The following is a 22,243-nucleotide window of genomic DNA, read 5'->3' on the forward strand; positions in this document are numbered from 1 at the left end:
GCCTTACATTCTAAACACGCCAAAGCGCGTTTCTTCGATGGGTTTATTAAGTGCCGCAGAAATTGACAGGGCAAGCACAAAACGTGTATCTGCTGGGTCGATTACGCCGTCATCCCAAAGTCGCGCAGATGCATAATAGGGATGACCTTGTTGCTCATAAGTATCAATAATAGGTTGTTTAAACGCCTTTTCTTGTTCAGCACTCCAATTTTCATCGTTGCGCTGTTTTTGATCTCGTTTAACTTGGGCTAACACGCCAGCAGCTTGCTCGCCACCCATCACTGAGATCCGGGCATTGGGCCACATAAACATAAACCTTGGATCATAGGCTCTGCCGCACATACCGTAGTTTCCAGCTCCAAAACTGCCACCAATTAAAACCGTGAATTTCGGTACTTTGGCACAGGCTACAGCAGTTACCATTTTCGCCCCGTGTTTGGCTATTCCTCCCGCTTCATATTGTTTTCCCACCATGAAACCGGTGATATTTTGTAAAAACACCAAAGGAATTTTTCGCTGGGAACATAACTCAATAAAGTGTGCACCTTTTTGAGCAGACTCGGAAAATAAAATGCCATTGTTTGCGACTATCCCCACGGGATATCCAAAAATTCGTGCAAAACCGCACACCAAGGTAGTGCCAAATAGGGCCTTAAACTCATCGAATTCTGAACCGTCCACGATTCTGGCAATGATTTCTCGAACATCAAATGGCTGCTTACTGTCTTTAGGGATAACACCGTATATATCCGTTGTTGGATAAGCAGGATCTTGGGGTTCGGCGAGGTCTAGATAATTGGGTTTAGTTCGATTTAAACGGGCAATTGCGTTTCTGGCCAGTTGCAATGCATGATGATCATTATTCGCAAGGTGATCGACCACACCTGATGTACGACAATGAACATCGCCTCCACCTAACTCCTCAGCACTTACTACTTCTCCCGTCGCGGCTTGCACAAGAGGGGGGCCTCCTAAGAAAATCGTACCTTGGTTTTTGACTATAATCGATTCATCAGCCATGGCCGGAACATATGCACCACCTGCGGTACAAGAGCCCATTACAACCGCTATTTGTGGAATGTTTTGAGCGGATAAATTCGCCTGATTATAAAAAATACGACCAAAATGTTCCCGATCTGGGAATACCTCGTCTTGCCTTGGCAGATTCGCGCCACCAGAGTCCACTAAGTAAATACAGGGTAAGTTATTTTGTTCTGCGATAGTTTGCGCACGCAAATGCTTTTTAACCGTAAGAGGGTAGTAGGTTCCCCCTTTTACCGTCGCATCGTTTGCCACTATCATGCATTCTACGCCGGACACCCGACCAATACCTGCTATGACGCCTGCGGCAGGTACATAATCTTCGTAAACGTTCCAAGCGGCTAGTTGTGACAATTCCAGAAATGGCGAGCCGCTGTCTAACAATGCATTGACTCTGTCTCTGGGCAATAATTTGCCTCTAGCAGTATGCCGATCATTGGCTTTGTCACCGCCACCTTGTTTTACTTTAGCGATAACTTCTTTTAAATCGTTAACTTGCTGAGCCATGTTGGCTGCGTTATCGATAAATTCCTGACTTTTAACATTTAACTTGCTGACGATAGGGGGCATGCAATCGCTCCTAATCCATTTAATAAAATTTAACCTCACTGTGATGACACCTAGATGTCAAAAGCCGGAGATTTAGTTTGTTTCGTTAAATAATTCGCGGCCTATCAACATGCGACGAATTTCCGAAGTACCTGCACCAATTTCATAGAGTTTCGCATCTCGTAACAAACGGCCAGCTGGGAATTCATTGATATAACCATTTCCACCTAACAATTGAATGGCATCTAAGGACATTTTAGTTGCCAATTCTGCAGAATACAGAATCGCTCCAGCGGCATCTTTGCGGGTAGTTTCACCGCGATCACAGGAACGCGCTACCGCATAAACATAGGCTCTGGCAGCATTCATTTGGGTATACATGTCGGCAACTTTGCCTTGTACCAATTGGAACTCACCTATGGATTGACCAAATTGTTTTCTGTCATGAATGTAGGGAACGACTAAATCCATACAGGCCTGCATGATCCCAAGAGGTCCACCGGAGAGCACCAGTCGTTCATAATCCAGGCCACTCATTAATACACGAACACCGCCACCTTCTTCGCCAAGAATGTTTTCTGCAGGTACTTCACAATCTTGGAATACCAATTCACAGGTATTTGAGGAGCGCATGCCTAATTTGTCGAGTTTTTGTGCTTGGCTAAAGCCTGCAAAGGATTTTTCGACCAAAAATGCAGTAATGCCTTTAGAGCCTGCTTTGCTATCGGTTTTTGCATAAATAACAAACGTATCGGCATCCGGACCATTGGTTATCCACATTTTGTTGCCATTGAGAATGTATCTATCACCTTTTTTATCAGCTCTTAGCTTCATGCTAACGACGTCTGATCCGGCATTGGGTTCACTCATTGCCAGAGCACCAATATGTTCTCCGGATACGAGTTTGGGGAGGTACTTTTGTTTTTGTGCCTCAGTGCCGTTTTTGTGGATTTGATTAACACACAGGTTAGAATGGGCGCCGTAACTTAATCCTATTCCCGCAGAGGCTCGGCTCACTTCTTCCATCGCGATGGTATGCGCAAGATAGCCCATATCAGAACCACCATATTGTTCGGCTACGGTTACTCCTAACAAGCCCATATCGCCTAATTTAGACCACAAATGATTAGGGAAGGCATTATCTTCATCAGCTTTTTCTGCCAAGGGGGCAATTTCAGTTTGGGCAAAGTTGTAGACGTGATCGCGAAGCATATCGATATCTTCGCCTAATCCAAAATTGAGAGTAGGGTAGGAAGTATTCATGCTATTTATCCTTTATTTATTTATTTGTTCAAGTTCATCTTGGCAGCGTGACTCAACCTCATCCAACTCAATCATCAATACATTGATGTCTTCGAGTTGCTGAATCAACAAGGCTCGTTTTTCTTTGGTCATTTCCAACATTGCTTGAAGTTGGACTTTTGAATTCTGATGGCTGTCATAAAGGTTAAAAAGGGTGCGGGTTTCAGCCAAAGAAAACCCTAAACGCTTTCCTCGCAATATCAGTTTTAGTCTGACTTTATCTTTATTTGTATATATTCGTGTTTGTCCTGAGCGCGCTGGAGACAAAAGGCCCTGCTCTTCGTAAAAACGTATAGATCTAGGGGTGATATCGAATACTTTGGATAACTCGCCGATACTGTAAGTTTTATCGTGTCTGGAAGTGGGGTACTTATCTGTTTGTTTTACAACATTCATTTTTATATCCTAACCTGGTTTATGTTTAATCTGTGTGTATCACTAGGGTGTACCACTAACTTTGCAACGAATTGCCAAACGCAATATTTACTTTTTGCTCTTTACCTTTACCTTTACGTTCACGTAAAGCTAGAAATGAAGTTAACATAGTGTTAACGGAAGGTCAAATGTTGAAAAGGAATCTCTAATTAAAATATTGATGAAATGATTAAACGCCATGTATATCATAGCTCCCAAAGCAATTTTGCTAGCGAAAATAACGTATCACCTTTATGCTGAGATCCCTTTGGCCATAACGAAAAAGTGAATATGAGTATTTTGAAATTCCTTGTTGTCCTGATTGTTTTGTTCTGTTCCCATCTTAGGTGCACAGAATCCTTCGCCAATACATTACAAAATATTCAATACACTCAAGTGCTCGGTGCAGAGTATAATGAAGCCGATAAAACCTTAAGCTACGGACCCGAAAAATTACAATTCGGTAAACTCTGGTTGGCGAACAATAGCCTAGAAAATGAGTCCAAACCGCTGGTTATATTTATCCACGGAGGGTGTTGGTTAAATGCCTATTCAATTGAACATAGTTTTGCATTAACCAGTGCCCTTGCTGACAACGGTTTTATGGTGTGGAGCTTAGAATATCGACGTGTTGGGGACGAGGGGGGCGGATGGCCAGGAACCTTTGAAGATATTCAACGTGGTATTCAATTTATTTTATCCCAACACAAGCACCTCAACTTCGATCCGAAACGTATATACCTACTCGGACATTCTGCTGGTGGTCATCTAGCTTTGTTAGCAAATGACAAGGTTATTGCCGCAGATGTACATAAAAATTATAAAATTAAGGTTATTGGGCTGGCTGCCATTACTGACATTATTCAATATTCTAATGGGGCAAATAGTTGTCAAACCGCCGTGAGCCAATTTATGGGAGGGCAATATGAAGACACGGACACGGGCAAAAATAAGGGCATTGTCATGGACTATAAACATGCCACCCCAAGAAACGTTGCTAAAGTGACTTTGTTCCATGGTGAGCAAGATCAGATCGTTCCGCTGTCACAAAGCACTGATTTTAGCTCTGAGGTTGTGCGTATTCCCGGGGCCGGGCATTTCGATTTTTTACACCCAAAAACGAAAGCTTTTGAATTATTGCTGGAACACATTCAGCAATCTGGCAAAACACACTAATTCCAAACTTAAATTACGTACTTTTACAGAGTAACTAAATGACTAATCAAATTTCTGCTTTCACTTCATTAGAGGAATTAAAAACTGCTGCTGCAAGGTTAGATTCTGAAGATAAACTTGAGTCTTATGGGGCGTTATTTGACTTGCCTGATGATTGTATTTATTTAGACGGCAATTCTTTAGGTGTATTACCCGTTAGTGCTAAAAAACGCGCCAAGGAAGTGGTTGAGCAACAATGGGGCAGAGATTTAATAAGCAGTTGGAACACCCATAATTGGATTGATTTACCCATCATTGTCGGCGAGAAAATTGCAAAAATAGTTGGAGCAGCTCCTTCGCAAACCCTGTGTTGTGATTCTATTTCCGTTAATTTATTTAAGTTGCTGTGTGGCGCGTTGAACATGCGTCCAAATCGAAAAGTCGTGCTGTCACAACAAGACAATTTTCCAACAGACCTTTACATGGTGCAGGGGGTTGAATCACTTTTAAGCAGTCAGCGCTGTATGTTAAGAACAGTAGATTCAAATAACCTCGAAGCGTCACTGAATGAAGAGGTGGCGGTGTTGTTATTAACTCAAGTGAATTATAAAACCGGTTACATTCACAATATGGCAAAGTTAACGAAATTAGCCCATGAAAAAGGAATTTTAGTTATCTGGGATCTTGCCCATAGTGCCGGTGTGTTAGATCTCAAACTAGATGCATGGGAAGTGGATTTTGCCGTGGGTTGTACTTATAAGTATTTAAATGGTGGGCCAGGAGCACCAGGTTTTGTGTATGTTGCACAACGTCATTTAGCCCAATTTAAACAACCCCTAAGTGGATGGATGGGTCACAGTAATCCATTTCAATTTTCCCCCAACTACCAGAGCAATAAGAATATTTCTCAGTGCTTAACGGGTACCCCAGCCATTATTTCAATGAGTATATTAGACGCCGCATTAGACGTATTTAATAACCTAAGTATGTTGCAGGTAGTGGAAAAGTCTCAAGCACTTACTGAATTTTTTATCGCAGGTTTAACTGCATTAGAATTAGACACAGATTTAATTTGTATATCACCTCTAGAGCCAGAGCTTAGAGGCAGTCAAGTGGCTGTCACTCATCCTAATGCTTTCGCTATTTGTCAGGCGCTTATTAAGCGCAATGTTGTCGCCGACTTTCGCGCCCCTAACGTGCTTCGCTTCGGCTTTGCACCTTTGTATATTGGCTTTTCAGATGTTGTTAGGGCTTTAGAAAGTCTAAAACAAATTATCGCTAATAAGGTGTATCTCAACCCGGAGTTCGAAGTGAAAAGTAAGGTAACTTGAGGTGAGGTAAAGGGAGGCTTTGAGCCTTTGTTGTTACTGTGTTTGAGTTAGTTATGTATTTGTAGAGAGGTTATTCTGGCTTTTCGTTGATAATGAATTGTTCTTTATCTGCACTAATTCTGCCACCAATTTCATTTAAACGTTTGCGATTACTGATACTTAATTCGCGACTATCTAATTCGTTAAACAACTTGATGGTTTTTGCTTTTTTGTATTCTGCCAAGTTCGACTCCAATAGCCCTTGTAACAGGTTTAAACCAAATGCCGCTTCTTTGGGAAACAGTAAGTAAGCTTGGTAAAAATAGTCTACAGATTCTAGGTAACGCTGTTGATTGTGCAGATGCAACCCTTGTTTATTAAACTTAAGGGCTCTGGGTCGTCTTTCCCCTAATTCTTCCTCTTGCTGAGCTATAACCATTGAAGAGATGGTTTGATCTGTGAGGTCTTCGGTGTCTAACATTTTTTCCTCACAATCAAACAAGATTTGAGCTGCACGCATCTCATCACCCACCCCCAGCCACCCCTTGATGGCGTCAGTCATAGTAGGAACATCTGCTGCTTTAAAGTCTTTTTGATCGGCTTCTGTTAAAAGCGCTAAAGCTTTGTCTTGATCATTTTCTAGTATTGCCACAAGAATGTTCATGTAATCACGTTTAATCGCGAGATTCTCTTCTAAATAATTGCGTCCAGCATTACCGATTAAAAATCGCGCCACTTGTAAAGCATTGGCTCTTTCATGGCTTTTTTTCGACTCCGCTATCGTGAGGTAACAGCGAGCCAATTCCAATGATAGTTCTGCATATTTCTCTCGAATATCCTTTGCATTTAGACGTTTCCGCTCTAACAAATCAATGGCTTTATCCATTTTGTTTTGTAATTGGTAAACGTAAGACTTTAATTTAGCTGCAGGCATTGAAAGCGCGCTTTCTTTGATTAAATCAATATATTCCTCAGCTACCTCATATTCTTTTCGACCAATGCAAATCCGGGCTAGCCATTCGCAGGCTTTGTCATTGGTTAAATGGGCACCTAACATGTCTTTTAGCAATTCTTCGCTAATTTCTATTTTGCCGGCTAAATACTGGGCATGTATTAGTCCCCATTTGGCCCAAATTACATTTTCGGCACTTTTTAAGACGCCACTGTACAGTGCAGCCGCTTCATCATACCTGGCAAGTTTCAATAATAATCTTGCACGTATTTTTAATAGGTTAGTGCGTGATTTTGGTAAGGCATTATTTTTCGCTATTTCTTCGAGTTTGAGCAGAGCGAGATCCCACTGTTTTTCATCCATCAAAGCTAAAACAGGCATCAATTGTCTGCGTACTTTCAAGGTGTTAGCGATGGTTTTTTCGAGGATGCGAATGGTATAGGGTTTGATGACTAGATCGTCGGGATGAATGTCAACAATTTGTCCAATTATCAGGGGTAGTCTGTCAGACGTGACAAAAATCAAACCTGTAGTATGTTTTAATAGTTTTTCACGGCTTAATTCTTGAATGACTTCCACACCATTTTTGTGATTACCAAGGTGGAAGTCCATTAAAATTAGATCAAATGGACGGACTTTCAAGGCTTTCTTGAGTTCTCTACCATGAATAAAACAAGAGACATTAGAGTAACCCATTTCTAGTAAATGGTTCCGTAAAAGAATTCGGGCCATGCCATTATCTTCAACTACAGCGATGTTGATTTTGGGTACAACCACAATAATTTCTTCTTTCTGATCAATTTATTACGACAATATAACAAGCATAGTATCAAAATAACAATGTACATTGCTATGGATAGTTATTTCACCACAAATTAATTATGCAAGTATCAAAATATGCTGCTCGAGATATTTCGATTGAATAGGCTAACCCGAGAATCGAGGCTAAAATAAGACAATAAAACCTCTGACATACAAAAACTGTATACAGATGTTGGCAGTTTTTGGTGATATTATTTTTTCTTACGTTAACGTTAAGGTAATTAGTTTGGTATTCTATTTACAATACTTTAACATGAACGTTTTTATAGGTGTCTAGCATATGAATTTTGATTTAACCGAAGATCAAATCGCTTTCGTTGATACAGCAAAACAATTTGCTGAACAGGAACTTGCGCCCCATGCAGCCCGTTGGGATAAAGAGCATATATTTCCTAAATCAGTCATTCAAAAAGCAGGAGAGTTAGGCTTCTGCTCACTTTACACACCAGAAGATGCGGGAGGGTTACAGCTTAGTCGCTTAGATTCCGCCCTAATTTTTGAACAATTGGCCAGTGGATGCACTGCGACTACGGCAATGATGACTATTCATAATATGGCGACTTGGATGATTGCAAGCTGGGGAACAGAGTCGGTCAAATCGGCTTGGTGCCCAACCTTAGTCACTGGCGAACACCTTGCCTCTTATTGCTTAACTGAACCCGGATCGGGATCTGATGCCGCGTCTTTACGGACGTCAGCGGTAAAAGAAGGAAACAACTATCGCATTAACGGCGCTAAGATGTTTATCTCAGGGGCAGGTGAAACGGATGTGTTAGTCGTTATGGTGAGAACCGGTGATAATGGGCCCGCTGGTATCTCTGCGGTCGTGATCCCTGCAGATGCTGAAGGTGTTATTTATGGTAAGGCCGAAGAAAAAATGGGTTGGAACGCCCAGCCCACTCGATTAATTACCTTTGAAGATGTGTTAATACCCATCGACAATTTACTGGGCAAAGAAGGTGAAGGATTTAAATTTGCTATGATGGGGCTTGATGGGGGCAGGGTAAATATTGCCACTTGTTCCATTGGAACTGCCCAGCGAGCGTTGGAAACCGCCACTGAATATATGCAAACACGTACCCAATTTGGTAAACCATTAGCCGCCTTTCAAGCACTTCAATTCAAACTCGCAGATATGGCGACAGAACTCGTTGCTGCTCGTCAAATGGTGCGACTCGCAGCCTATAAAATAGATAGTCAGAGCCCAGATAAAACCACTTACTGTGCTATGGCTAAACGATTTGCCACTGATGTTGGTTTTCAAGTTTGTAATGAAGCGCTGCAAATCCATGGTGGCTACGGTTATATTCAAGAATATCCTTTGGAACGTCATGTTAGGGATGTACGTGTACACCAAATTTTAGAAGGCACTAATGAAATTATGCGAATGATAATTGGAAGACGATTATTAGCAGATAGTGATAATCAAATTCTCTAAAGGCGTAGGATAAAATGAGAATTTTCAAGGTTGAAGGCAAGGGATCTTTATCCTTTAATACGTTTTACAGTCGTAAATAGTAGTAACCCTATAGTTAAAAAGGTGAGTTATGGAACTTAAGAATAAAGTAATTGCGATTACCGGAGCGGCGCAAGGACTTGGTTTGGCAATGGCTAAAACCTTTGCTGATGCTGGTGCTCACGTGGCCATGCTGGACGTTCAAGATATTGTGGTGAAAGGTGCAGCGGAACAAATTTCCGAGTTAGGCGTAACCGCTAGAGGCTATGCGGTTAATGTGACTGATGAGTCGGATGTGGAATACGTCTTTTCTCAAATTAAGCATGATTTTGGTCAGTTGAACGGCTTAATTAACAGTGCTGGCATCATGCGTGATGGCATGTTACTTAAAATAAAAGACGGCAAAGTCGTTGATAAAATGTCAAAACAACAGTTTCAATCTGTTATTGACGTGAATGTCACCGGAACGTTTTTGTGTGCTCGAGAAGCCGCCACAACCATGATAGAAACCAATAGTTCTGGCGTCATTATCAATCTATCTTCTGTGTCCCGAGGTGGCAACATGGGGCAAACTAATTATTCTGCTTCAAAGTCAGCTGTGGCAACCATGGCGGTAACATGGGCTAAAGAACTAGCTCGATATAATATTCGTACAGGTTGTATCGCTCCTGGCCTGGTAAACACTGCCATGGCAGCGCAAATGCGCCCTGAAATGATAGAACGATTTCTGTCTACCGTACCTGTAGGTCGACTGGCGGAAGCTGAAGAATTAGGCCACGCGGCAAAATTTATATTCGAGAATGATTATTTTACGGGACGGACACTTGAATTGGATGGTGGAACAAGGGTCTAATAGCCTACTTTCTATTATCGCCGGGCTGTTACTGAGTTTGGCATCAAATTTAAGGTAGTCTTAATTACATGTGGATTTGTCCAGCTTGTCGTCTTCCATTGTCATTGGATGCGGGTACGTGGCGTTGTGCCGCAAATCATTGTTATGATCGCGCTAAAGAGGGGTATGTCAACTTACAACTGGCACAAGAGCGCAATAGCAAAGCCCCAGGCGACAATAAAGAGATGATATTGGCCCGCCGTGAATTCTTGCAACACGGCTTTTACGACCCTCTAATAGAGCGTATTGCTGAGTTAATTCAATTGCATGGTCAACACCCTGATTTGGCCTTGTTCGACGCTGGTTGTGGCGAAGGGTATTACTTAGCGCAGCTTTGCAGGCAATTAAAAAACGCCGGTTATCAGTGTTCTGCATCAGGCTGTGACATATCAAAAGTGGCTGTTCAGCGTGCGGCTAAGACACATAATGATTGTCAATTCGCGGTTGCCAGTACGTTTAAAATTCCTGTTGAGGATCATACTATCGATGTGGTTGTGCAAGTTTTCGCGCCTTCTAGTGAGGATGAAGTGGCACGGATCTTAAAACCCAATGGCTTATGGATTTTAGTCAATCCCGGACCAATGCACCTGCAGCAACTTAAAGAATCCATCTATGCAGAATCGAAACCCCATACGCTGAGCCAAGTAGATAGCCAAAATTTCTCGTTACACTGCAGAGAATCATTGGCATTTGATTTGAACTTTCAGACACCGGAGCAACGACTTGCATTGTTAAAAATGACACCTTACTACTGGCATACTAGTGAACAGAATAAACAACAATTTTTGCAAGCTGAAAATAATTGTCAGACGGAATTTGATATCCAAGTATTGAGAAAGATGTAATGACACCTAAAGCGTTATTCTTAGACCGAGATGGTGTGATTAATGTTGATCATGGTTATGCATCTCGTCCCGAACAAATCGACTTTATTAGCGATATTTTTCCACTTTGTAAGTGGTTTCAACAACAAGGTTACATCATCATTGTGATAACCAATCAGTCGGGGATTGGTCGTGGTTATTACACAGAAGATGATTTTCATCAGTTGTCAAAATGGATGCAGTCAGAGTTTGAAAAGCGAGGCATTAAGGTTACGGAATTTTTTTATTGTCCCCATCATCCCACAAAAGCCAAAGGTAAATACCTGCAATCATGCGCTTGTCGAAAGCCAAACCCCGGCATGCTCGAACAAGCGCAAAAAAAATTCGATATTGATATGTCACACTCGGTGATGATTGGAGATAATAAAACCGACATGTTGGCCGCGTCTCGAGCAGGGGTGGCCCATCGTTACCTCTACTCAAGCACCCCCATGGCCGATGACACTAACATTGGGTTTAAATGGGTTGATAGTTTAAATCGTATATACCCTATTTAGCCTAATAAAAATGCATTAAGTGTTTAATCGCCTGACTTAACAACCCTGTATTGAGGCTATCAATACTTTCTTCGCCAGTCTGTCGGTCATAAATTTTGTAGCTGCCATTGGCCAATACTTCAATGCGATTATCATTTTGCATGACAATGACCTTACTACCTTTGGTTCCAACCAACCAATTGCGACGAGGGCTCTGCATTGGCTGACCTACGGCGTAATCATCGGAAAGAGCTTGGCAGCCTAGATTTTCTAACACTGTGGCTGTAAAGTCTAAGTGACTCGATAAGGTTTTGTTGAGTTTAAAGTTCGCATACAAGGGCACTTGTTGAATATCATCACGGTTAGCAGCAAGTTTAGAGATAATCACTTGATTGTTATCTAAGACACCTGAAGCTATTAATTGTTTAATGTTTGCACTCGATACAAATCCAACAGCTAGTTTAGGTTGATCAGAAACACTTGCTTTAGCAAAGGTCTCAAAATCCGTGTTTAATTTTGCTAATTTCGCATTTTCTAGAGGTAAATCAGAATACAAAAATACGGGTAACCCGAGTTTTTGCGGCAGCTCTAACATCAATGGAGTTTTGTTCTCAAGCTCAGAAGTATAAATCTCTGGCAGCCCAAATAAGCTCGAAAATTGAGATGAGTGATGGTTGGAGCTCAAATCATAATGATTGTCATAGGCGATGAGCGTGGGGCTCTGTAACGTTAACTCTGGCTCATCGGTTTGAATGAGCAACACAAAACGTTTGCTAATATTAATACTGCAATACACAGGTTTAGCCGGGTAGTTAATACCGTGAACGCTGCGATCAAATTGCAATGCTTTACGCTGTTTATAATTTTCTATGTCCAACAAGCCGTATTTGGACATGAGTGCTTTAGCCGTGGCTGGATATGACAACGGGAATAAATTATCTTGTTTGACTATGGGCTGATATAAGTTTGCGTCAGCCCAAATATGCAAAGCATGACTACATACAAAACAAGCAACAAATAAACTGCTAATAGGCACACCCAGGCGAAACTTTTGAAGTCGTTCAATTCGTTTCCAAAGGGCATTTGCCAGTATAAGTTGGAACGAAAGCCAGACGACAAATAATAACAGCAAAAAGCCCCATTGCTGCCAGCCAAATGCATTGATTACCGGCTGAGTTTCACTTTTGATTAAGTCAGCAGAGCCAAAGTTGAGATGTAAACCATATTTAGTATATAGCAGTGCATCAAATGCCAATAACGCTAAGCCCAACGCGGCTATAGTTGACGCAGCTCCACGTATAAAACGTGACTTTGGGAATCCATAAATCAGCGGTAACACTAAAATGACAAACGCAAAAAAGGTTAAAAAGCCAATATGACTTACCCAGTTTACTAACAGGAAAGTAATCCCCAGTAAGGATTCAGGTAAAGGAGATGCAAAAACGTAAATTCCTGCGATCACTAAAGCAATGACAATATTGGAAAGCGTAAACCAGTGACCCCAAGTGACTAACTTGGTTAACATAATACGACGGGGTGTTTCTGAGAGTATCATTTATTTTTGTTTTCCATTGATACTTTTCATCAAGATTTGTGTAAACTGAGCGGCCATTTTTTCGCGCTGGTTATCGTTTACTTGATGCAAAAAGATGTTGGTGATGACATTTCCTAACGCCATTAAAGATAAATCTCTATTTGCTTCATTTTTTTCCAGAGCAAATACGATGTCATTCATTAGCGCTTCAAATTGAGCGTCTGAATATTTGGATTGTTGCGGCATGTTTGAACCTTTAAACCGATTTAGGTAAATAGTAACAAGTATTCGAACAGATAGTAACTAGGTGCTGTTTATTCAATGGTCGGTTTTTTTATTTTTTGTCACTTTATAAGGTTAGATTTTCATGAGCGCTGTTATTCAACACTTTGTGGTACATCAATTAGGGATTAATGAACAACAAGAGTTAACGGTTGTTCCTAAAAGTACTTGTTTTGACGTCACGCCTGATATTGAAACACTGGCACAGCAAATTAATCAAGTGTTCAACCAAAAGCCAGGTAAAGGGGTGGGGAGTTTTATTGATTCGAGTTCACCTTCTGATGAGTCATCTGATGAAAATGCGATTGAGGCGAATGATCAGTTTCGTTCTGAATTATTAGCGATGATAGCGGACCCCGATACCTTTATTGATTTTAGTGTTGCCAGTTGCGAAAAGCTTAAGAAAAGCATGGTCGAAATGGCCACGGTAGAAACGGGTTTTGTGATCTTTAGTCATTATGAATTTTTAGCCACTGAATATTTAATGATTGCGCTGTTAAACACAAAACAGCACGTAGAAATTACCGAGGGTTTAGAATTGACTTACAGCGATCATCTAGACTTAGCAAAGATGCAATTAGCCGTCAGAATAGATTTAACCCAATTAAAGACGCAACCGGAACAAAACCGTTATATCAGTTTCATCAAAGGACGCATGGGCAGAAAGGTCTCAGATTTTTTCATGCATTTTATTGGTTGTGAAGAGCTGGTCGATATTAAGCAGCAAAATAAACAACTGTTGAAAACCGTAGATGAGTTTATTGCTTCTGAGCAGTTAGACAAAGAAGAGCAGCAGCAAACTCGACAAATTGTGTCTGATTATTATAAGGCTAAGTTAGAACAAGGGGATGATATTCAGATTGAAGAGTTGTCGCAAAGCCTGCCTCAAGAAGAAGGACGTAACTTTGTAGACTTTAACCAACAGGCTGAAACCCCCTTGGAATCATCGTTTCAAGCAGATCGTAGTGCGTTAAAAACCTTAGCCAAATTCAGTGGTCAAGGCGGTGGTATTAGTTTGAGTTTTGACAGAGTGTTATACGGTGATAGAGTGCAATACGACCCAAATTCCGATACGTTATTGATTAAGGGTATTCCACCTAATTTAAAAGATCAGCTCACTCGGAATAACAACTAGTTTTAACCAATACAAACATGCCGTCGTAATCTGAATACGATATACTTGAGCAACCTAAAAAGTTTATTAACTACATTAAAATTACAGGACTACTTTACACTATGCAGCTTTTTGTCAACGACTTAACCGTAATGGATTTTTCCTATCTTTGTGCACAAAGAGGAATGGTTGGTGAAAGTTGGATTGTGGATGTGATTTTAGATGGTGAACTTAATGAAGAAAGCATGGTGCTTGACTTCGGAAAAGTTAAAAAAGAACTAAAGTTTCTTATTGATGAATATGTTGATCACAAGTTACTTGTACCCGCAGAACATGCTTTTAGTATAATTGAGCGCGATGCCAATAGCGGCGAAGTGAAAGTGGACTTTTTGAGGCCGAATGGGAAGTCAATTCATCTCTTATGTCCTGCTGAAGCATATGCTTTCGTCTACGCAAAAGAAGTGGATATCGCGTCTGTCGGTCAATATCTAAAAGACGTTATTGCGACACACCTTCCGAGTAACGTTGATGGTATCGAATTAATATTACGTCCAGAAGTTATCAATACGCCCTACTATCATTACACCCACGGTCTCAAAAAACACGATGGTAACTGTCAGCGCATTGCTCACGGTCACCGGTCGAAGGTAGTGGTGTATGAAAATGATAAGTTGAATGTAGATTGGCAGGAATATTGGGCCAAACGTTGGCAAGATATCTACGTCGGTAGTCAAGAAGACATTATTGAGGGTCAACAAAGTGCTTTATCGGAAAAAATTGAAGACCTTTCAACTCACTTCTTTTTTAACTATGAGTCATCTCAAGGTGAATTTTCACTGGCTATTCCAAAATCTGAGTGTGACATAGTTGATACCGACTCCACGGTGGAATGTTTAGCGCAGTTTATGGCGATGGAATTGAAACAGCAAAGGTCACAGAGTCGCTTTAAAGTGCTCGCATTTGAAGGGGTAGGAAAAGGAGCTATTGCTTATGCTTAAAGTCGTAATTACAACCTTATTCAGTTTGCTGATCAGTGTTAACGTCATCGCCATTGAACTTGAAGGGGAGCTATCTCAGGGCGCACTCATACGTGGCAAGGCACCAAGTGGCAGTCAAGTATGGTTAGATGGCAAAGCATTAACGGTATCTGAGCAAGGCTATTTCGTTTTTGGTTTTGGCCGGGATGCAGAGCTAAAGCACGAACTGAGCTGGCAGGCACCAAAGCAACCTAAACAACAACAAGATGTGATTTTAAAAAAGCGTGAATATGATGTTCAGCGGATTGAAGGGTTACCCCCTAAAATGGTCACGCCTCCCGAAGATGTGTTGGCTAGAATTCGTTTAGATAACCAACAAGTGGCTAAGGCGCGATCGCGCCGTGATCCGCGCGTTGACTTCATGCAGACCTTTATCTGGCCAGCTGAAGGGCCGATTAGTGGTGTGTATGGTAGTCAGCGTGTGTTAAATGGCCAACCCAAAAGACCCCATTTCGGCGTTGATGTGGCTGCGCCTACAGGTACTTCTGTTTATGCTCCAGCTGATGGGATAGTGACCCTTTGGGTGCCAGATATGTATTATTCTGGTGGCACCATGATTATTGATCACGGCCACGGGGTTTCTTCTACATTTTTACATCTACATGCCGGTCATGTAAAAGTGGGCGATATTGTTCAGCAAGGTCAATTGGTTGCAGAAATTGGTGCCACTGGTCGGGTGACAGGTGCGCACTTGGATTGGCGAATGAATTGGCAAAATCAACGAGTGGACCCCGCTTTACTTGTTCCTCAAAGGCCTTCTAATTAATCAAAAATCTTTGCTAAAAACTGTACCATGGGTAGCTTGTTTTGATGATATATTTTGTATGGAGTCAAAAATAAAGGTTGCTGCAATGAAATACGACATGGCCATGAGCACGATTATTGGTATCAAACCCATGAAAGCATCTGAAGTGGTGAAAATACATCGAGTACTCGATGGTTTTGAACCCAATGGTGTCGCTTTCGAAGATGTCTTAAAACAAACTAAGATGGATCCCGTTCGCTTAAGAGATTTGTTAGACAAATACCATTTTTATTTTACTGAAGTGGGGGATTCGTCCCGTTATATTGTTAACAGATATCATTACGATGAAGCTGATTTAGATGAAGTCATTGATAGTATTGAAAGGCGAAATGTGCGCTTTGCCATTGCTAAATTTACACCATTTTTTGTCATTGGCTTGATTTTATGTAGTGCGACCATCGGTTTTATGCTTTCAGCAATAGTGAATAAAAATGGCGGTTATTGGTAGCTAACATCTTGCCGGTTAACAACCATAACCCGCTTGCTAGCATTGAACTTGTGTGAACCGTTTTTATGGGATGGTGTCTGCACTGGGTAAACACAAAAGTAAAATAACCGAGGTGTTTATTTTACCTTTGTGTGTTGTCCCTAGGGCGTTTCGGGTTTATAGCCTGCCGTTACTAGCTGTTTAACCATAGAGCCTGCTTCTGCTCATTTGACGTCGTTAAATAGAGGGTGTCTTTCACTGCACTTCGTATTGGCATCGTGAAGGTTTTCAGTTTACCGTCACGGAATACGTGCAATCTGACCTGAGATTGATCTTGATAATTCTCCAGAACATTGAAAAACGAATCTTTACTCACTTGCCATTCTTCTATTGCTACTAGGTTATCTTTAACTTGTAATCCTGCTTCATAGGCTGCTGAGTCTTCTAAAACCTGCATGATAGAAATGCCTGTTGCGGTGGCCTCAAAAGTCGCACCGAAATCAACTGACAGAGTCTCTTGTGCGGGCATTCCGCCTTTATCAGCAACATCTTTTCTTGCTCTGCAATGCAAAGTAACACCGAACTCTGCCAGCAATTGCTCTGTGGGGATAGGGGATGTTGAATACAAAGCCCGCTCTAAAAAGTTATCTAGGTCGACATGTAAATCGTTTTTCAAAATTTTATGAATGGAATCATTCTGAGTCCCAATATTGACACTGCCAAATCGTTGCCACAGTATTTTTAATAAATCGAAAATACTGTAGTTGTTGTTGGATTCTTTGCGGATTAATAAATCTAAACACAACGCGATTTCAGCTCCTTTGGCATAGTAGCTGACAATATTATTTGCTGCACTCGCATCCTGTTGATAAAAGCGTGTCCAGGCGTCATAACTAGATTCAGTCACGGTTTGTTTTAAATTACCAGGGTTGCGTTTTAGTCGGGTTAATGTTTGGCCTAATACTTCAAAGTAACTAGTGACGTCGATTAAACCGCAACGCAATAAGCTTAAGTCATCTATATAACTGGTGAAGCCTTCGTAAATCCACAGCTGCTCAGAATAGGTTTCTCGACTTAAGTCTAAATTGATAAACTCCGCGGGTTTAGTGCGTTTAACGTGCCAAGTATGGAATAACTCATGGCTGCACAAACTTAAGAAGGTACGATAACCGTCTGGCATTTTATGTTGTTGTGCTTTGCTTGGAAGCTGATTGCGCGGGAATTGCAATACTGTTGAGTGGCTATGCTCTAATCCACCAAATCCTGCTGCACATAGCAAGGTAATAAACAGATAACGCTCCACTGGAGTATTTTCATCAAATAGGGATAGATGGTGGTCACATATTTTCGGTAAATCTCTACAGATCCTGTCCATATCAGTTTGATGAGAACCGGTTAAAATAAATTCAAATTTAACGTCTTTTACTGAAAAATAAACAATATCAAGTTCACCTAGTATAAGCGGATGGTCAATAAGACTTTGGTAGTTGTCCGCTTTGAAAGATTGAGTTGATTTGTGAGTATGGGTTTGTAACATTGCCGTTGCAATAGACCAGCTATCTAGTTTCGCGTCTGGAATGCTAACGTCGACGCTGCAAGGACCAGAATAACCCTCGACTTCAAAGAATACACTAGTCCCATTAAAAAATGCATATTCATCGCATATGTAAGCACTTCTCACTGACAAATCAAATGCATAGACAATGCTTTCAATATGAACCTTGCCTTTGCCTGGGGTGACTTGCCAGCTTTGTTTATCTAATTTTTCGATTTTCAAGCTTTGTAGATCATCGTCATAGGCTTTGAGGGACACAACATTCTTGGCAAAGTCTCGGATCATGTAACTTCCGGGGATCCAAGCGGGGAGTTTGAACTTAATATTACCTTGATCAGTGATATTAATTGTTTGCACGATTTTAAAAGTGTGACCGGCAATTGAGTCAACAGTAACGGAATAATGAACTTGTTCAGATGTTTGCAAAGTTGTGCTCTATTTATGGTTTTACATTGTTAAGAACCACCAGTTTGGTATACGCAACTGGTGAAAAGACTGTCGTTAAGGATAACCGATAGCCTCTGTTGAGTTAAGTATTAAACAGCTAAGACATTGATATTATTCTCTGTTACAGCAGTTAAAAGTTGTAGAGTCGAAGTTTAAATGATAAAAAATATACAATTCATAAGGATTTATGGCTTCAGAGACAGGCAACTGCTAACTTATAGGAGATTTCCAACCAGTGGCAATAACGCAAGACAAAGCAGGCTTAACTCGGCAGGATTTACGTAAATTACGTGCAATGCGCCCTGGATTAGCTCTAGATCTGCAAATTATGGCTGCATCGGGGGTCACCAGAATTAAGACTGAATTTGTTGGGATGGATAGTAATCGCTTTTTAATAATTAAGTATCCTGATGAAACTCGTTGGGGGAATTTACGCGACGTGATATACCCTGATGCGGTTTTAGTCGTACGTTATATTCATGAAGACGACGCGGGTGAAGTGGTTGCATTTAAAGTTAAGATTAGTGTCATAGTTAATAATCCAGCGAGTTATATATTTACGACTTTTCCACAATCGCTTCAATGTCATGCCCTCAGAAGTGAACAGCGAGCACAGGCCCACGTAAATGTGACCGTAGTGGAAAAGGAAACGGATTTACTGTTATTTGATGGTCTCATTGTCGATCTGTCTTCCAGCGGTTGTCGTGTATCGGTTGATCGTCAATTGGTTAAGCAGAAACTAGCGATTAAAACTCTAATTACGTTAGCGATTAAAAATCCAGACGGAAAAATATCCGAATTAACTGGTATAGTCATGAATCAGAAAGTGGATGAGATTCGGTTTTACTTAGGTGTAAAATTTGAAGCATCTGAGAAAGTTGTGGAAGGATTGCTGCATCAATTGATGATAGCGTGATTTTCTACTGGGTGACATTATAGGCGTTGTCGTGGGGATAACTCCTAATTAGGTGGCATCACAATTAATAATAAAAAAAATTTACATTGTGCAGAGCTAAAGCTCCAATTAAGAGGTATTTATGCGAAGAGTCGAAATGTTATTAAACGAGTATGGTGAAAGTCATACAAACAAAACCAATATTCTCATTCACGGGATAGCCGTACCGGCTATTTACTTTGTGACTTTTGCACTGATTTGGTCTATTCCAACCCCTGAGTTTTTGAATCATTTCGACATTACTTGGGCCCATGTGATTTCTATTCCTGTACTTTGGTATTATTTTAAGTTGTCAGGTCCTATTGGCGCAGCAATGACATTATTGACTATTTTGTGCTTTGGCGGCGTTCGCTTGTTGTCCTATCTAGGTATTTCGGTTTGGCAATTCAGTTTAGCGTTGTTTGTGGTCATGTGGATCTTACAATTTGTTGGCCATAAGATCGAAGGAAAGAAACCTTCATTTTTTAAAGATTTACAGTTTTTACTAGTGGGGCCTGCGTGGTGGTGGGTGCATTGGCTAAAGCGCTTTAACATTCAATATTAAAGGCTGTGTAGCTGTTTTAGATTAGGTTTTCTTGTCATCTAATAACGTGAGCCAGGCAGGTAGAATATGGCTTTGTCAAACAGACAAAAGCTAATAGTCCCCTTTGGTTACCCTCCTGCCTTTGCGACAAACCTAACTAAGGTTGGGATTAATAACGAGTTTTTTAATTTAAGCAGGCGTATACTCACTGCTTAATATGTTCACCTGAGATCTACTATTGTTCAATTGGCAAAAGCTATACGAAAATCGTGAAAGACTATTTTGGACCCTGCATACAGGAGGGTGGTTTGGATTCGCGATTGTTTATTATATCGGCTCATTCTTACACGACGTTCGCGGCATTTGGATATTTGTTATTGCACTTAATGCTATGGCAGGTTGGCTGTTAACTATCCCCTTGCGATACATCTATCGTTGGGCTCATCAGCAAAGCGCGTGGAAAATGCTACTTACGGTAGCGAGCAGTGCGTATTGCATCGCTTTATTCTGGGCGGTTTTAAAAAACATTAACTTTTGGGAAATATATAAACATGGCTATCGACCAGAAGCTTGGTTTATGTATTTTACCAATACCATCAATTCACTGATTATGGTGGTATGTTGGAGTGGTCTGTATTTTGGAATTAAAAATTTCCAAATGCTGCAGAAAGAAAAGCAAAATGCCCTTAAGGCATCGACAATGGCCCATCAAGCCCATTTGAAAATGCTTAGGTACCAACTTAATCCCCATTTCCTGTTTAACACATTGAACGCCATCAGCACGCTTATCTTGGTGAAAGATAATAAGAGAGCAGAGGCTATGGTTAGTCGGTTAAGCGATTTTTTACGCTATTCCCTAGACAAAGATCCCATTAAAAAAATCTCTCTTAAGCACGAGATACAAGCGTTAGAGTTGTATTTAGAGATAGAAAAAGTACGCTTTGATGAGCGTTTAGATGTTGAATGGGATATTGAAGATGATTGCAATGATGCCTTAGTTCCAAGTCTTATTTTACAACCCATAATTGAAAACGCGATTAAGTACGCTATTTCCAAAATGGAGAAAGGCGGTAAAATAAAAGTGGTTGCCAAATCCTTTGGGCGAGACTTAATGCTAGAGGTAAGTGACAATGGCCCAGGTGCGAATATTGAAAATGGCCAACTAAATCGAAGCAATGGTGTCGGGCTGCCTAACATTCAGGAAAGGCTTAGCTCATTGTATTCAAATAACTTTTCTTATGTCGTGTCTCACAATCAACCAACCGGTATAAAAGTGAGCATTCGAATTCCTTTTGAGGTGAATGACGGTGACAACTAAAATTAAAGCGTTGATTGTAGATGATGAACCCCTAGCCAGAAAAGGCTTGGCAGTGAGGTTACAAGAGTTCGACAATATAGACGTTTTGGGAGAATGCCAAAATGGTCTAGAAGCTGTCTCAGCCATTCCTCAATTGCGGCCTGATTTAGTGTTTCTTGATATACAAATGCCAGGCTTGAACGGTTTTCAAGTGATTAATAAGTTGAGAGAGTTACAGCAACCTATTCCCATCATAGTATTTGTTACAGCTTACGATAGTTATGCCATCAAAGCCTTTGATATCCATGCTTTAGATTATGTGTTGAAACCCATTGATGAAAAACGTTTACGGGTAGCAATAGATAAAGTAACCGCTGTATTTGGGCAAACGTCTGAAGGTGAGCAGAAAATTAAACTGGCAAAATTGGTGGCAGAATTCACCGGTGATGATTGCGAGGATATTTTACAGCGTTTGGCATCAGGTGAAAGTCTTGAGAATAAGCGTTACCCGTCAATTCTTGCAATTAAAGACGGTTCCGAAGTTACCCGAGTTGCTGTAAACGATATTCAATGGATTGATGCCGCGGGGGATTACATGTGTGTTCATGCGCTTGATGGAACCCACATTATGCGTCGCACCATGAAAGAACTTGAGGAAGAATTAGATCCTAGAAAATTTGTTAGAGCCCATCGCTCAGCAATCGTCAATATTCAGTATGTAACTAAAATGGTCAGTCATGTTAGTGGCGAATACCATCTGGTGCTGAGTAATGATACTGAGCTTAAAGTGAGCCGCAGTCACAGAGATAAAGTGAAGGAAATGATCAGGGTTTAGGCTTAACTCAAAACTTAGGGTAAACAAGTTTAGTTTACATCCTAGCTAGTTCTTTTATGTTTATATATGAACAATTTTAAGTGCCGCTTCTTTGTCATATGCAGCCCTGGCTCATTAGTTCACTGGATGCTATCAAGACGGTCGGTCTCAATAGGTCATTTATGACACAGATTTCAATT

The 22,243-nt window shown here is 40.9% G+C and carries 21 protein-coding genes; 14 read left to right on the forward strand and 7 right to left on the reverse strand.

Going from position 1 to position 22,243, the window contains the following annotated elements; genetic code table 11:
• Window positions 1-3: 3 nt before the first annotated feature.
• The 3 genes from Q4574_RS08900 to Q4574_RS08910 all read right to left on the reverse strand — a co-directional run bounded on the left by Q4574_RS08900 (window position 4) and on the right by Q4574_RS08910 (window position 3,288).
• The gene (locus tag Q4574_RS08900; protein ID WP_303473700.1) at window positions 4-1,611 is read right to left on the reverse strand and encodes a carboxyl transferase domain-containing protein; all 1,608 of its coding nucleotides are present in this window, start codon (window positions 1,609-1,611) and stop codon (window positions 4-6) included.
• A 72-nt stretch (window positions 1,612-1,683) separates the two neighbouring features.
• A complete protein-coding gene (locus Q4574_RS08905; protein WP_303473701.1) occupies window positions 1,684-2,853 on the reverse strand; it encodes an isovaleryl-CoA dehydrogenase in 1,170 nt (389 codons plus the stop codon).
• A gap of 12 nt (window positions 2,854-2,865) precedes the next feature.
• Complete coding sequence (locus Q4574_RS08910) at window positions 2,866-3,288, reverse strand: MerR family DNA-binding transcriptional regulator (protein WP_303473702.1); 423 nt, start codon at window positions 3,286-3,288, stop codon at window positions 2,866-2,868.
• A 309-nt stretch (window positions 3,289-3,597) separates the two neighbouring features.
• Between Q4574_RS08910 and Q4574_RS08915 the strand changes: the two genes are divergently transcribed.
• Window positions 3,598-4,482 (forward strand): alpha/beta hydrolase, encoded by an 885-nt coding sequence (locus Q4574_RS08915; RefSeq protein WP_303473703.1) that lies wholly within the window; start codon window positions 3,598-3,600, stop codon window positions 4,480-4,482.
• 38 nt (window positions 4,483-4,520) lie between these two features.
• A complete protein-coding gene (gene kynU / locus Q4574_RS08920; RefSeq protein WP_303473704.1) occupies window positions 4,521-5,792 on the forward strand; it encodes a kynureninase in 1,272 nt (423 codons plus the stop codon).
• Between the two features lie 70 nt (window positions 5,793-5,862).
• On the opposite strand, the gene Q4574_RS08925 is transcribed toward kynU, so the two are convergent.
• The gene (locus Q4574_RS08925; protein WP_303473705.1) at window positions 5,863-7,500 is read right to left on the reverse strand and encodes a response regulator; all 1,638 of its coding nucleotides are present in this window, start codon (window positions 7,498-7,500) and stop codon (window positions 5,863-5,865) included.
• Window positions 7,501-7,825: 325 nt separating this feature from the next.
• Here Q4574_RS08925 and Q4574_RS08930 point away from each other — a divergent pair, with 325 nt between their 5' ends.
• The 4 genes from Q4574_RS08930 (at window position 7,826) to gmhB (ending at window position 11,274) form a co-directional block, all read left to right on the forward strand.
• A complete protein-coding gene (locus Q4574_RS08930; protein WP_303473706.1) occupies window positions 7,826-8,983 on the forward strand; it encodes an acyl-CoA dehydrogenase family protein in 1,158 nt (385 codons plus the stop codon).
• Window positions 8,984-9,092: 109 nt separating this feature from the next.
• Window positions 9,093-9,854, forward strand: a complete 762-nt coding sequence (locus tag Q4574_RS08935) for an SDR family oxidoreductase (RefSeq protein ID WP_303473707.1) — start codon at window positions 9,093-9,095, stop codon at window positions 9,852-9,854.
• A 68-nt stretch (window positions 9,855-9,922) separates the two neighbouring features.
• Window positions 9,923-10,738: a putative RNA methyltransferase gene (locus tag Q4574_RS08940; RefSeq protein ID WP_303473708.1), complete on the forward strand. Its 816-nt coding sequence runs from the start codon at window positions 9,923-9,925 to the stop codon at window positions 10,736-10,738.
• Window positions 10,738-11,274 carry a D-glycero-beta-D-manno-heptose 1,7-bisphosphate 7-phosphatase gene (gene gmhB / locus Q4574_RS08945; protein WP_303473710.1) on the forward strand — a complete coding sequence of 179 codons (537 nt, stop codon included), beginning with the start codon at window positions 10,738-10,740 and terminating at the stop codon, window positions 11,272-11,274. The genes Q4574_RS08940 and gmhB overlap by 1 nt, the downstream gene beginning before the upstream one ends.
• A 1-nt stretch (window position 11,275) precedes the next feature.
• Here the strand turns inward: gmhB and Q4574_RS08950 are convergent, their stop codons facing one another.
• Window positions 11,276-12,808, reverse strand: a complete 1,533-nt coding sequence (locus Q4574_RS08950) for a DUF3413 domain-containing protein (protein WP_303473711.1) — start codon at window positions 12,806-12,808, stop codon at window positions 11,276-11,278.
• A complete protein-coding gene (locus tag Q4574_RS08955) occupies window positions 12,809-13,033 on the reverse strand; it encodes a DUF1414 domain-containing protein (RefSeq protein ID WP_303473712.1) in 225 nt (74 codons plus the stop codon).
• A 121-nt stretch (window positions 13,034-13,154) separates the two neighbouring features.
• Here Q4574_RS08955 and yejK point away from each other — a divergent pair, with 121 nt between their 5' ends.
• The 4 genes from yejK (at window position 13,155) to Q4574_RS08975 (ending at window position 16,473) form a co-directional block, all read left to right on the forward strand.
• The gene (gene yejK, locus Q4574_RS08960; protein ID WP_303473713.1) at window positions 13,155-14,204 is read left to right on the forward strand and encodes a nucleoid-associated protein YejK; all 1,050 of its coding nucleotides are present in this window, start codon (window positions 13,155-13,157) and stop codon (window positions 14,202-14,204) included.
• A 101-nt stretch (window positions 14,205-14,305) separates the two neighbouring features.
• Window positions 14,306-15,181, forward strand: coding sequence for a 6-carboxytetrahydropterin synthase (locus tag Q4574_RS08965; RefSeq protein ID WP_303473714.1), 876 nt, complete (start codon window positions 14,306-14,308; stop codon window positions 15,179-15,181).
• Complete coding sequence (locus Q4574_RS08970) at window positions 15,174-15,986, forward strand: M23 family metallopeptidase (RefSeq protein ID WP_303473715.1); 813 nt, start codon at window positions 15,174-15,176, stop codon at window positions 15,984-15,986. The genes Q4574_RS08965 and Q4574_RS08970 overlap by 8 nt, the downstream gene beginning before the upstream one ends.
• A gap of 85 nt (window positions 15,987-16,071) precedes the next feature.
• Window positions 16,072-16,473 (forward strand): hypothetical protein, encoded by a 402-nt coding sequence (locus tag Q4574_RS08975; RefSeq protein ID WP_303473716.1) that lies wholly within the window; start codon window positions 16,072-16,074, stop codon window positions 16,471-16,473.
• A gap of 172 nt (window positions 16,474-16,645) precedes the next feature.
• Here Q4574_RS08975 and Q4574_RS08980 read toward each other — a convergent pair whose 3' ends face one another.
• Window positions 16,646-18,433 (reverse strand): M61 family metallopeptidase, encoded by a 1,788-nt coding sequence (locus Q4574_RS08980; RefSeq protein WP_303473717.1) that lies wholly within the window; start codon window positions 18,431-18,433, stop codon window positions 16,646-16,648.
• A gap of 256 nt (window positions 18,434-18,689) precedes the next feature.
• Here Q4574_RS08980 and Q4574_RS08985 point away from each other — a divergent pair, with 256 nt between their 5' ends.
• The 4 genes from Q4574_RS08985 (at window position 18,690) to Q4574_RS09000 (ending at window position 22,064) form a co-directional block, all read left to right on the forward strand.
• Window positions 18,690-19,370 carry a flagellar brake protein gene (locus tag Q4574_RS08985; RefSeq protein WP_303473718.1) on the forward strand — a complete coding sequence of 227 codons (681 nt, stop codon included), beginning with the start codon at window positions 18,690-18,692 and terminating at the stop codon, window positions 19,368-19,370.
• A gap of 121 nt (window positions 19,371-19,491) precedes the next feature.
• A complete protein-coding gene (locus Q4574_RS08990; RefSeq protein WP_303473719.1) occupies window positions 19,492-19,953 on the forward strand; it encodes a DUF962 domain-containing protein in 462 nt (153 codons plus the stop codon).
• A gap of 217 nt (window positions 19,954-20,170) precedes the next feature.
• Window positions 20,171-21,250 (forward strand): sensor histidine kinase, encoded by a 1,080-nt coding sequence (locus Q4574_RS08995; protein ID WP_303473720.1) that lies wholly within the window; start codon window positions 20,171-20,173, stop codon window positions 21,248-21,250.
• Window positions 21,234-22,064, forward strand: a complete 831-nt coding sequence (locus Q4574_RS09000) for a LytTR family DNA-binding domain-containing protein (RefSeq protein WP_303473721.1) — start codon at window positions 21,234-21,236, stop codon at window positions 22,062-22,064. The genes Q4574_RS08995 and Q4574_RS09000 overlap by 17 nt, the downstream gene beginning before the upstream one ends.
• Window positions 22,065-22,243: the final 179 nt, after the last annotated feature.

This window comes from Aliiglaciecola sp. 3_MG-2023 (assembly GCF_030548205.1).
Lineage (GTDB): Bacteria > Pseudomonadota > Gammaproteobacteria > Enterobacterales > Alteromonadaceae > Aliiglaciecola.

What these genes read in the sequence shown, in the direction of transcription:
- Q4574_RS08955 (WP_303473712.1), bottom strand. Translation starts at nt 13,033, where the DNA reads ATGCCGCAACAATCCAAATATTCAGACGCTCAATTTGAAGCGCTAATG.
- Q4574_RS08950 (WP_303473711.1), bottom strand. Translation starts at nt 12,808, where the DNA reads ATGATACTCTCAGAAACACCCCGTCGTATTATGTTAACCAAGTTAGTC.
- Q4574_RS08970 (WP_303473715.1), top strand. Translation starts at nt 15,174, where the DNA reads ATGCTTAAAGTCGTAATTACAACCTTATTCAGTTTGCTGATCAGTGTT.
- gmhB (WP_303473710.1), top strand. Translation starts at nt 10,738, where the DNA reads ATGACACCTAAAGCGTTATTCTTAGACCGAGATGGTGTGATTAATGTT.
- Q4574_RS08905 (WP_303473701.1), bottom strand. Translation starts at nt 2,853, where the DNA reads ATGAATACTTCCTACCCTACTCTCAATTTTGGATTAGGCGAAGATATC.
- Q4574_RS09000 (WP_303473721.1), top strand. Translation starts at nt 21,234, where the DNA reads ATGACGGTGACAACTAAAATTAAAGCGTTGATTGTAGATGATGAACCC.
- Q4574_RS08915 (WP_303473703.1), top strand. Translation starts at nt 3,598, where the DNA reads ATGAGTATTTTGAAATTCCTTGTTGTCCTGATTGTTTTGTTCTGTTCC.
- kynU (WP_303473704.1), top strand. Translation starts at nt 4,521, where the DNA reads ATGACTAATCAAATTTCTGCTTTCACTTCATTAGAGGAATTAAAAACT.
- Q4574_RS08940 (WP_303473708.1), top strand. Translation starts at nt 9,923, where the DNA reads ATGTGGATTTGTCCAGCTTGTCGTCTTCCATTGTCATTGGATGCGGGT.
- Q4574_RS08910 (WP_303473702.1), bottom strand. Translation starts at nt 3,288, where the DNA reads ATGAATGTTGTAAAACAAACAGATAAGTACCCCACTTCCAGACACGAT.
- Q4574_RS08975 (WP_303473716.1), top strand. Translation starts at nt 16,072, where the DNA reads ATGAAATACGACATGGCCATGAGCACGATTATTGGTATCAAACCCATG.
- Q4574_RS08990 (WP_303473719.1), top strand. Translation starts at nt 19,492, where the DNA reads ATGCGAAGAGTCGAAATGTTATTAAACGAGTATGGTGAAAGTCATACA.
- Q4574_RS08900 (WP_303473700.1), bottom strand. Translation starts at nt 1,611, where the DNA reads ATGCCCCCTATCGTCAGCAAGTTAAATGTTAAAAGTCAGGAATTTATC.
- yejK (WP_303473713.1), top strand. Translation starts at nt 13,155, where the DNA reads ATGAGCGCTGTTATTCAACACTTTGTGGTACATCAATTAGGGATTAAT.
- Q4574_RS08935 (WP_303473707.1), top strand. Translation starts at nt 9,093, where the DNA reads ATGGAACTTAAGAATAAAGTAATTGCGATTACCGGAGCGGCGCAAGGA.
- Q4574_RS08930 (WP_303473706.1), top strand. Translation starts at nt 7,826, where the DNA reads ATGAATTTTGATTTAACCGAAGATCAAATCGCTTTCGTTGATACAGCA.
- Q4574_RS08965 (WP_303473714.1), top strand. Translation starts at nt 14,306, where the DNA reads ATGCAGCTTTTTGTCAACGACTTAACCGTAATGGATTTTTCCTATCTT.